The sequence below is a fragment of the Paenibacillus assamensis DSM 18201 genome (assembly GCF_000422445.1).
In the GTDB taxonomy this organism is placed as follows: Bacteria; Bacillota; Bacilli; order Paenibacillales; family Paenibacillaceae; genus Paenibacillus_B; species Paenibacillus_B assamensis.
Genome location: NZ_KE383841.1, coordinates 1 through 11520, shown reverse-complemented (window position 1 = coordinate 11520; position 11520 = coordinate 1). Strand labels below are relative to the sequence as shown.

General features: G+C 40.3%; 7 protein-coding genes and 1 CRISPR repeat array. Of the genes, 3 read left to right on the top strand and 4 right to left on the bottom strand.

The annotated features are described in order from the left end of the window. Nucleotides 1-61 precede the first annotated feature (61 nt). Nucleotides 62-427: a CRISPR direct-repeat array (repeat unit 33 nt; unit sequence AGTCGCACTCTACGTGAGTGCGTGGATTGAAAC). Nucleotides 428-1173: 746 nt separating this feature from the next. Together H580_RS0122640 and ppsA are read left to right on the top strand one after the other, a co-directional pair. Beyond that, nucleotides 1174-2730: a discoidin domain-containing protein gene (locus H580_RS0122640; protein WP_169449393.1), complete on the top strand. Its 1557-nt coding sequence runs from the start codon at nucleotides 1174-1176 to the stop codon at nucleotides 2728-2730. Between the two features lie 225 nt (nucleotides 2731-2955). Then, nucleotides 2956-5574, top strand: coding sequence for a phosphoenolpyruvate synthase (gene ppsA, locus H580_RS0122635; protein ID WP_028596808.1), 2619 nt, complete (start codon nucleotides 2956-2958; stop codon nucleotides 5572-5574). Between the two features lie 152 nt (nucleotides 5575-5726). Here ppsA and H580_RS25240 read toward each other — a convergent pair whose 3' ends face one another. Further along, complete coding sequence (locus H580_RS25240) at nucleotides 5727-7070, bottom strand: lytic polysaccharide monooxygenase (RefSeq protein ID WP_245583632.1); 1344 nt, start codon at nucleotides 7068-7070, stop codon at nucleotides 5727-5729. 638 nt (nucleotides 7071-7708) lie between these two features. Between H580_RS25240 and H580_RS0122625 the strand changes: the two genes are divergently transcribed. Further along, nucleotides 7709-9181, top strand: coding sequence for an Msr family ABC-F type ribosomal protection protein (locus tag H580_RS0122625; RefSeq protein ID WP_425414147.1), 1473 nt, complete (start codon nucleotides 7709-7711; stop codon nucleotides 9179-9181). Between the two features lie 140 nt (nucleotides 9182-9321). Here the strand turns inward: H580_RS0122625 and H580_RS0122620 are convergent, their stop codons facing one another. From H580_RS0122620 to H580_RS0122610, 3 genes are all read right to left on the bottom strand, one after another. Continuing rightward, nucleotides 9322-9876, bottom strand: coding sequence for a DinB family protein (locus H580_RS0122620; protein ID WP_051217670.1), 555 nt, complete (start codon nucleotides 9874-9876; stop codon nucleotides 9322-9324). Nucleotides 9877-9939: 63 nt separating this feature from the next. Then, a complete protein-coding gene (locus tag H580_RS0122615; RefSeq protein ID WP_245583631.1) occupies nucleotides 9940-10632 on the bottom strand; it encodes a DUF4386 domain-containing protein in 693 nt (230 codons plus the stop codon). A 618-nt stretch (nucleotides 10633-11250) separates the two neighbouring features. Beyond that, a partial coding sequence (locus H580_RS0122610; RefSeq protein ID WP_028596804.1) for an IS3 family transposase occupies nucleotides 11251-11520 on the bottom strand: 270 nt, incomplete at its 5' end.

Below are 11520 nucleotides of genomic sequence, written 5' to 3'. Positions count from 1 at the left end.
GCACTCTACGTGAGTGCGTGGATTGAAACAGGAAAAGGGGATAGGAACAGCTGCAACGAGGAGTCGCACTCTACGTGAGTGCGTGGATTGAAACACAACAATTTCATTCTCAAAAATTTCAATTTGCAAGTCGCACTCTACGTGAGTGCGTGGATTGAAACTTTTTTCAACAATTCATTTGGTACCTTGCCGGAGTCGCACTCTACGTGAGTGCGTGGATTGAAACACGATGCCCCCGAGGTTAAGGCCGCCGAACAGAGTCGCACTCTACGTGAGTGCGTGGATTGAAACTCCTGTATTTATGGGCTATGTGTTTGATTGTAAATATGGTCGCACTCTACGTGAGTGCGTGGATTGAAACTATATTGACAGCAATGTCATTAAGTAATAGTTGAGTCGCACTCTACGTGAGTGCGTGGATTGAAATCGAATCTTGTCAACACATCTGATTGCGAATCTCTTTCAAAGGTAAGTTTGCTGATAGGTGAGCTGAAGATCTACCCTGGATCGTAAGCTTATAAGCAGTTAAGGAGCCATACCCATGCTCTGTTGGTTTCACGGGCAATGGTGACGACCAAGTTGGCCACAACTGTTTGGGGTGACAATGCAAGCTTTATGTAACGTCGCTAGTTGTCCTTGCTCAATTATGCTAAGATGGAATCAGCTCATTTTTGATTATTTATCATGGTGGAATGATATCTCTCTTCTTACACGAATTCGATCATGAGCCCTTAGCTTACTTAAACTTCATATTACATCCTTCATAATGAACTACCTCTTCATAACAGATTCGCTTCAGTGACATCACGAGAGTATTATCCTACATCAAACATTCATAAACGGCTATTCACACTACACCATGAAATATGTCTTACCATGTTGCTTATCAAGTTGTTGCAAACAACATCATTTTTGCTTTTTCTGGCTGCATTTTTTATCGTATTGAACAAGTATATAAATCAAAATAGGGCTCTGCTGAGGAATGCCACATCGAAATTAGCTGAGCCTGACTTGTAGAACGGTATGCCCAGCAAAAGAGCTGCCCTTAATGAGAAAAGGCATGTCCAAATTAACTCAAACAAAGTATGTAAAAGTATAGGAGTGATTCACATTAATATTAATTACTTAGATTATTTTAAATTTAGGCATATGAATTGCGGGATAACTCAAGTTTTGTTTGATCTTCTTAATAAAGGAGTTCCTGTGGATTACCTCTTTTATGATTCTTATATTGAATGTGAGGATATTTATAATCAGATTGTTGTTAGAGGTTTAGATCGTTGGTTCATGGTCACTAGCACGTTGAACGATCTGAGTGATATAGGGATGGATGTGAAAATTACAAAATTCCCAAACTTAGCGTCCTCATATCCCTTCGTTCAAGAAAAGTTTTCTGAAGGAAAACGGCTTTATCTTTGGATATGGACAGAATATCTCCCTCATTTAGCAAATGAACCAAGAAGCACCCATGCTATTAGTCTGGAATCATATGACCAAGAGAAGGGGACTTTTGTAATTTCTGATATACCGAATTTAATGGGGCACACTTATGATCAAAGCAGAATAGAGGAGGCTTTTGACAGCTTAGATGAAAGATGGAGATCGATGGCATACATATGTGATGAACAGTATAACTTCACTGAAGCAACGGTTAATTTATTGATAAACAAGTTTGAAGATGGTTTTTTATCTGTTGGTAATAATTTGAATCTATACGATAAGATGATAGAAATGCTGCAAGAACATTCCCTACAGATGGAGGAGCATAAAAAAAATATAAAAAATCATGAGAACGCATTGGCTATGGTGGCAGGTTCTCGTTATTTTTTATCAAAATTCTTCAGAATTACTCGATACCCAGGGACAGATAAATTGGACGAAATCGTTGAGTTATCCTGTAATATTAGAAATGTATTCCTCAAAATCTTACTAGGTGGAAAGATCGACCTTCAGAAAACGACTGAAAAAATAAAAGCGCTAAAAGAATTAGAAACTGAAAACATTAAGATGATCAAGCAAAGAATTAATCAAAATAGAAGCCACCCTGTTAATAGAAGGAGTTCCCAACCTGAAACTGTAGTAGATCTAAAACTGAAATTTGAAACACTACCAGGTAACGGGCTTTTACTAAAGTGGGAAGATATTCTCGATGAATATATTTATCAGTATCAAATATATGCTAACCATACTCTATTAGGAGTGACCCTGCAGAATGTATACGAAATACAAAATTTAGAACAAGGCCGTGAACATCATATAAAAGTGAAAGTTAGGACGGTTAGAGGCGACATCAGCCTGAGCAATGATGAGATAACCTTGATTACAGCAGCTAGAGGAAAAGATCATGCATTAGGAAAGCCTGTCTTCTGTTCATCGGAAGAATCAAACGTGAATCGGAAAGAAAATATTAATGATGGAAGCTCCAAGACAAGATGGAGCAGCGCCGCAACAAATGATCATGAATGGATATGTATTGATCTATTAGAAGAAGTAGAGATTGGGCGTGTTCTTATAAATTGGGAAGAAGCTTATGCTACGTCATATACAATAGATATATCGAATGACAATGAAATATGGAAGACAATCGTTAATACGGATTCAGGTAAGGGTGGAATGGAAGAGCATAGCGATTTTGGAAGTGTCAAGTGCAGATATGTAAAATTGACTGGTGTAAAAAAGGCAACGTTGTGGGGATATTCAATATGGAAGCTTGAAGTGTACACCGATTAGGATCAATCTGGACGTAACTGTGGAATTTCATCATGCAGTACAAAAAAGAACCTGATAATATTATCAGGTTCTTTGCTATTGCAAATAAAAAGTCACGATGATACAATCAGAACACGACTTTTATTATATAAAAACATAGTTATCTTATCTTACAATTTTATTGTACTACACTGCTATTCTCATGTCAAATCTTTTTTTGAATTTAATGGTTAGGGGAGATGTTGAATGCGTAATTTGGTGCTCGGTTTTCAAGAAATAGAACAAACGGAACTTATGCTCGTTGGCGGAAAAGGGTTACATTTAGGGGAGCTAGCTAAATTGAAGGGCATACAAGTCCCTGAAGGGTTTTGTATTACAACAATCGGATATCAACAAGCCATCGAACAAAACGAAACGTATCAGGCTCTGTTGGACCGACTAACTATGCTTACCGTAGAAGATCGGGAGCAAATTGCTGAAATTAGCAGTGCTATTCGACAAAGCATTAGGGGGACAGTACTTCCTAGCGATGTTGTGAACGAAGTTGCTTGCAATCTCTTACGGCTTGGCGAGGAGCATGCTTATGCCGTTCGTTCTAGTGCGACCGCTGAAGACTTGCCGTATGCCTCCTTTGCAGGTCAACAAGACACCTATTTAAATATCATTGGCCAAGAAGCCATTTTGGAACATGTGAGCAAATGTTGGGCTTCTTTATTTACGGAACGCGCAGTCATCTACCGTATGCAAAATGGATTTGATCATCGTCACGTTTATTTATCCGTAATCATTCAAAAAATGGTTTTCCCACAGGCATCCGGCATTTTATTTACAGCTGATCCGATCAATTGTAACCGCAAGCTGCTCTCTATCGATGCCAGTTATGGCCTTGGAGAAGCACTGGTCTCAGGTTTGGTATCTGCCGATTGCTACAAAGTACAGGATGGACACATCGTCGATAAAAGAATCGCGCTCAAAAAATTAGCCATTTATGGGCGGAAAGAAGGCGGAACAGAGACCAAGCAGCTCAATCCTGAACAGCAAAAGAGTCAAACGCTTACAGAACAACAAATTTTACAACTTGCACAGATCGGAAGACAGATCGAAGCTTACTTCGGCTGCCCGCAAGATATTGAATGGTGTTTGGTTGATGGTACCTTTTATATCGTCCAGAGTCGCCCAATCACTACTTTATATCCGATACCTGAATCAGATGATCAAGCAAATCGCGTCTACGTATCTGTAGGACATCAGCAAATGATGACCGATCCTATGAAACCGCTGGGATTGTCCTTTTTCCTGCTGACAACTCCTGCTCCTATGCGTAAAGCTGGTGGAAGGCTCTTTGTAGATATGACACCTATGCTGGCTTCACCTGACAGTAGAGAAATGATAGTGAATAGTCTAGGCCAATCTGATCCCCTTATCAAAGACGCATTGATGACCATACTGGAACGTGAAAATTTTATCACATTGATTCCTAATGGAAAAACAACACCAACGGGTCCCAAAACAAGCAATAATGAGATGGCAGCTCCCCATTTTCAAAACAAATTCGAACACAATTCAACAATCGTTTCTGATTTAATTAAGAGCCATCAAACATCAATAGAAGAGTTAAAAGAAGTCATCCAAACGAAATCAGGATCTGCGTTATTTGATTTTATTTTAGAAGATATCCAACAATTGAAGAAATTTTTATTTGACCCGCAAAGTTTGGAGGTCATTGTGACTGCTATGAATGCTTCAGCATGGATCAATGAGAACATGAACGAGTGGTTAGGCGAAAAGGGTGCAGCAGATACACTTTCTCAATCTGTACCCAATAATATTACGTCTGAAATGGGCCTCGCACTATTGGATGTCGCAGATGTGATTCGTCCTTACCGTGATGTTATTGATTATTTACAGCATGTAAACGTGGATATTAGGGAGGATGAACTGGTTAAGATTGAGGGTGGTCAGGAATGCCTAGATGCGATCCATGCTTATCTCAACATATACGGAATGCGATGTGCCGGAGAAATCGATATCACCAAAACCCGTTGGAGCGAAAAACCATCTACACTTGTCCCGATGATTCTAAGTAATATCAAAAATTTTGAGCCGAATGCAAGTAAGCGGAAATTTGAGCAGGGGCGAGTAGAAGCTTCGAATAAAGAGCAGGAGTTATTACAGCGATTGAAGCAATTACCTCACGGTGAGCAAAAAGCCGAAGAAACCAAACGAATGATCGATCTCGTCCGGAATTTCATCGGATATCGGGAGTATCCAAAGTACGGCATGGTGAATCGCTATTTCGTATATAAGCAGGCTCTACTAAAAGAAGCTGATCGACTCGTAGCAGCGGGGGTTATGGTTAAAAGAGAAGATATATACGAACTAACTTTTGAAGAACTTCACGAAGTCGTACGAACTCATCAATTGGATTACCAGATCATTAGCAAACGAAAAGACGAATATAAACTGTATGAAAAATTAACGCCGCCGCGTGTCATCACGTCAGATGGTGAGATTGTTGCTGGTAAGTATAAACGAGAGAATCTTCCCGCAGAGGCTATTATAGGGCTAGCTGTTTCTGCTGGGGTGATAGAGGGACGAGCGCGTGTCATCTTACAGATGGAAGATGCTGCTCTAGAAGAAGGGGATATTTTAGTCACCGCCTTTACCGATCCGAGCTGGACACCGTTGTTCGTTTCCATAAAAGGCCTCGTAACTGAAGTTGGCGGGTTGATGACCCACGGAGCCGTTATCGCACGTGAGTATGGCTTGCCGGCAGTTGTCGGAGTTGAGCATGCAACCAAATTAATCAAGGATGGGCAGCGAATTCGAGTACATGGAACAGAAGGGTATATAGAAATACTATAAATTCACACAAAGTTACGTTTAATAATGATTGGAATCACACATGTAAAATGAGGATTTACCTATAACGAATTCGTGCAGCGATTTCATTTTAATAATAAAGACGACCATAGCCTATTTAAGTGGGGGATGGTCGTCTTTATTATAGAGCTAGTCTATGGAATTACCTTCCACACTGTGGCAGTTGAAGTGCCAGGCGTTTCGTTAAGCGTCCACCATTTTGCTTCATAGTTGACGTTGTTGTGTGTGACTTTATTACCTGCGACATATACAGTCGTTGGGCTCCATGCTGGATAAATGGCAGGTGATGAGAGCGTTGTCACGTTAAGTACATTGCTGGTAGTCGATATATTGCCCGCATGGTCTACTGCTTTTACGGTAAAGGCATACGAAGTATTGGCGGTTAAGTTCGAAACAGTGTATTGTACGGACGTTCCGGGTACAGTTGCTATATAGGTGCTTCCACGGAATAAGTGATACTCTTTAACACCAACATTATCAGTTGATGCATTCCACATGAGAGGGACTGATGTTGAAGTGATCGCCCCCATAACATGAAGACTGGATGGTGCAGTAGGTGGAACGGTGTCTGGGCCAATCACTGGGAGAGTTGTAAATGTAATCGTATTGCTCGCGTTCGAAACATTACCTGCGGCGTCGAATGCTTTAACGGTAAGGTTATATGTCGTATTCGCCGTCAGACCAGTCAGATTCGCAGATCGTGCTCCGTTCGTTGTTGCAATTTGGTTAGAGCCGTTAAATATCCGATATCCCACAACGCCAACATTGTCAGCGGAGCCTCCCCAAGATACCGTTGCCGTTGTCGTTCCGATGTTGGATGAAGTTCCATTGGATGGAGCGGTAGGAGCAATTTGATCCGTGTCACCGCCAAAATTAACATCGATAACATTATAGAATGCGTTGTTTGTGTCATAGATTTCCCACACTGCTAATATCACTTGGTATCCTGAACGGCTAGGAATGTTGCAAGTATCGGAATAAGAACCACCTGGCATCGAGCCGCCAGAGGATACACTGCAAAATGGCGTTAGATCAAAAGAAGCGCGTGTAAGAGGAGCATTAGGGTCCCAGTTCTGCTTCGTGATGTAGTATTTCCAGCTGGTCGTTTTATGAGGAACTTTAATATACCAATTAAAAGTGTAAGCACCTGGGCTGATGTTAACCTTCGACCAGCGAGTAGACGATTGTTGATCAAGCTGAGTGAACCAAGTGTTAGCGCTCGCGATTTTTCCGTCCTGAGGTCCTCCCGCAGGGAAACCTTTAGGTCCTTCTAGGCTGTATGGCTCATAAATAATTTGTCCACAGTTCTGATTTTGACCGCTCGCACATAATGCACCACGGCTATTCGTAACATTACCATGTGCGGAAGATTTCTCTACAAACACTGTATTTGATAATACAAATAGCAGAGCAAACAACATACTGCACAGTACAAACAGCTTTAACTGTTTTGAAAAAATCGAGCTCGCAGTAGACACTAATAATCCCTCCATTGTCATCTTTTTTACAATTCCTTTCGTGTAATGTTAATCCGTTTCCTATGAGCGCTTCACCAACTCCTTCCACATTGTGCTGTGGTTGTAAGAATCATAAAGATGATTATGACGAGAAAGAATATGAGCAGCCGAAATGATTTAGTACTAAAGGATTTAATGTTTATGCATAATTTCTAACTGCGTGCAATGACGCAACCATGTACGGATTTGACAGTCGAAGCAGTCAATGTTACCATTAAACATATTTTTATTAGGAGGCTCGTTATCTATGTTCTTACTATTCGTTTAAGATAAGCTAGCAATAAAAAAGCGGATATTTCCACGAATCGTGGGCTTTTTTTGAGCTGCTTATTTTACGAGTGAAAGACATAGAACGTGATTTGGATAGGTTTTTACCTATGTCTTTTCAGCGAACTCTCTCGTGATAAGTACAGATTTAAGCCCTCTGTTGGACTTGGATCTGTATTTTTTTATTGCCAAAATACAATATACGATAAAATCAATCATCAGGAAAAAGGAGCTATGAACATGCAATATAGGCACTGGTACTTCTTTATTTGATCCTCTCTTCTTAAGTCGCAGGCTATCCTGCGAACAGAACACTGCGATTTATAGGGGAGATGACTACGGTGAATGTATTAATAAAAGCAAAAGATATTTATGTAGAATATATGGGGCGCGATATACTGGATATTGACGAGTTGGAGCTCTATGATTACGACCGTATCGGTTTGGTAGGCGCTAATGGCGCAGGAAAGAGCACACTGTTAAAAATATTGCTGGGCGAAATTACTTTGCCGCACGGAAAAATGGTGCGGGAAGCTGATTTTACGTATATCCCACAGTTAGAAGATGTCGTCGTGCAAGAGGTAACGGATTATGCTTTAATGGGCAAGTTGGGGATTAACCATCTTCAAGTCGAGCATAGAAGCGGTGGTGAAGAAACACGCTTAAAAATTGCGCAGGCGCTGTCTAGTGGAGCGCATGGCATTTTTGCCGATGAACCAACGTGCCACTTAGATCGCGAGGGCATTGACTTTTTAATTAACCAGATTAAATATTATTCAGGTGCACTGCTTATTGTAAGTCATGATCGCTATTTCCTTGACCAAGTCGTCGATAAGATTTGGGAGCTAAGAGATGGAAAGATTACAGAGTATTGGGGCGGATATTCCGAATACTTGGAGCAAAAAGAAGAAGAACGACAAGCTCAAGCTGCGCAATATAAGAAGTTTGCTGCAGAGCGAGAACGGCTAGAGAAAGCAATCATTGAAAAACGGAATCAGGCTCGGAAGCTTGATCAAAAAGCGAAGGGCGCTTCAAGCAAAAATAGCTCTGAAAGTGGCGGACGCCTCAGTCATCAAAAACCGACGGGCAGCAAACAGAAGAAGCTCCATAACGCTGCAAAAAATATGGAGCACAGAATTGAGGAGCTTGGCAATGTGAAGCCGCCTGAAGCTATTCGCGCTATCCAATTCCGTCTCAGTAAAGCGCTGGAACTTTACAATCCATTTCCTATCATAGGGAAGGGGATTAACAAACGGTTAGGGCACAAGGTTATATTTGAAAATGCTGCTTTTCAATTGCCATTAGGGGCAAAAATTGCGATAACAGGTGCCAATGGAACAGGTAAAACGGCACTTTTCAAAATGATACTTGAACGCGAAGCCGGCATTTCCATATCTCCTAAAGCGGCAATCGGCTACTTTGCTCAAAATGGTTACAAATTTGATCGTAATCAGGGTGTTATGGAGTTTATGTTGGATAAATGCGATTATCAAATATCCGATGTTCGCGCTGTACTGGCAGCTATGGGTTTTTCTCAGCTTGATGTACGTAAAGAGCTATCTGCTTTAAGCGGGGGCGAAATCATTAAATTGCAGCTCGCTAAAATGCTGCTGGGGCGATATAACATCTTGCTTATGGATGAACCAAGCAACTTCTTAGATCTTCCTGCTGTAGAGGCGTTGGAAAACTTGATGAAGAACTACGCAGGTACAATCCTATTTATTTCGCACGATGCTCGTTTGTTGGAGAACGTAGCTGATATCGTATTTGAAATTAAAGATAGAAAGATCATTCAGAGGGAGTAGAGAAGTTTGCTACGTGAACAATGATTACAAATGAAGTTAACAGATTAGATTAGTATATAGCTGTCGGCGATAAACCGGCAGCTTTATTATTTTCTACTGTCTACGGGCAACTGGAATGGAGGAGAGTGGTTATTGGATCTTTAATCATTTTCTTGTTTTTGGGAAGCACAGAGAAATCGACAAGAACCAATTTCCGCTGCGTTCTTCATAAGCTCCAAATTGAGCCACGCTAATAGTTCATAGAATGATTTATTACTGAAAGGCCAGTTGGTTCGAGTGTGTTTATGAAGTTCCTGAGGGGAGAGTTCAGCCACTGCAGCTTCCCAATTGTTCTTTAGTTGATAAATGTGGGCAATCGCTTCTCTCGCACTACCGAAGCAAGGAACAGATTCACGTTGCAGCGTTCTATCCCCAAACGAATGGTTGTAAACCATAGACAACCAATAAATAATGTGCCAGCTTAACCAAGCAATGCTTGGAGGTCCAATCTCATAACTCTCTGAGTCTGGCCAATCTGCACGCCAAACTCCCGAATCGAAAGTTATGTGAAGTCCTTGCTCAGCAGGCCTCCAGCTATATTCATCTTCACCAAGTCCATTTAGATGAAGATCTAACAGTTGGCATGAGATTTGGTACTGAAATTGAAGAATGGCCTGAGTGTTGTCATTGAGGGAAAGCATGTCTCTATTAGTCATTTCGATGTACCTCCTTGCCAAAATCAAATGAATATGCATTTAAGAAAATCTTCAAAAACTTATTTATTTGTTAGGATGCTGTGCTGCCCTATTAAAACCTTTAAGGATTAGCCATATAGCCAATACTAATTGTTGTACAGCTATTGGAATATTCAATATCATGTAGGTTTCGTCTAGATCAATGACGCGAATCATAAAAAATAAGCTTGCTAATATGGACAAAACAGACCCGATAAGACCTGTAACGGACAACCACCGTGGAACGATTTTGCTTTTGTAAAATACCCAATTAAACAAGAACATAGCCAATACAAACGCCAGTGTCGTTGCCACATGGTTCACCAAATCACGGCCTTCTCGTAACAATCTACCTAACGTCTGAAAGTATGCGATATTCTCAGCTCCAACTTTTGAAAATTCGTGACTTAATGTCAACAGCAGCAGAAGAATGATTACACCAATAATAATGAACACTCCCGCAGTGATGCCAAAAGCAACAGAGCCAAGCGCTAAACCTTTATGGTGCTGACTTAAATTCGGATATAGCAAAATAGGTACACCAACATAGGCAACAACCATCAGCAGCTGAAAAAATGATCCTATTAGCACTTGATTCTCACTGGCAGAAGCCTTGGCTAAATAATCTACTCCATCTATAACAGGAACAACACTGAAAATACCTGTAATCAACCCAACAATTAATAACACTCCAGTAATTATCCCAGACCATCGACCTGAGTTTATACGCTTCTTCAATATATTGAACCTCCTTAATAATATCGACCCTTAGCGGATATTTGTGGGACATTAGAATTAAGAAGTTAACTGGCAAGAGAAAAACCAACTCGAATAAGACAATATGTATTGAATGGTCTGAGTATGACTTGGATTTACGAAAGTGAGCTGGCCACAATGGTATTTAGTAAACTTCTCTAATGCTCCAAAGCAAACAACACTAGATTAGGGAATATCAAGACCGTTTCTTTTAGGTTGTCAGAACACATGGTGAAGGGGAGAACTACTTAAACAATGCGTAATTTTTAAAATAAGGTTTTTACAATTTTAAATCTTTGCTCTATTTACAATGGCATTCATCTAATTAAAATTGCCTGACAATAACATATTACTTAGTATAGAGTGGTGTTATGTTATCAGAGTATTTCTATGTGCAGACGAATCTACGAATCTTAAAGGAGAAAATATGACTGTTGGATTTTCAAAAATAAGCTCTTTCATGAAGATTTGCTTATCTTACTCACAAATATTTGGTCAGAAAGCGTCAATTGAAGAAATAAAACATGATTTACGTTGCATAAATATAGATGATGCATTGTCCATACTTGCACAGTTCACGGTTGGACTGTCAACACAAAATCAAACAACTTTTTTAAGGGCTTTTCTTTTATAATTAACTGGGCTCATATAGCCTAATGTCCCATGTATGCGGTGCTTGTTATACCAATTGACATAGTCATATAACTCCAACGTAAGATGTTGCAGGCTCTGAAAATTCATTTGGTTAATAAACTCTGTTTTCATTATTTTAAAGGTAGCTTCAGCAACGGCGTTGTCGTAAGGACAACCTTTCATGCTTAATGAACGGCTAATCTGGAATGTAGCCAATGTCTCATCGATTAACTTATT

Bases quoted from the DNA above. Each gene is read 5' to 3' on its own strand.
- ppsA (WP_028596808.1), top strand. From the start codon at position 2,956: ATGCGTAATTTGGTGCTCGGTTTTCAAGAAATAGAACAAACGGAACTT.
- H580_RS0122625 (WP_425414147.1), top strand. From the start codon at position 7,709: ATGACTACGGTGAATGTATTAATAAAAGCAAAAGATATTTATGTAGAA.
- H580_RS0122620 (WP_051217670.1), bottom strand. From the start codon at position 9,876: ATGACTAATAGAGACATGCTTTCCCTCAATGACAACACTCAGGCCATT.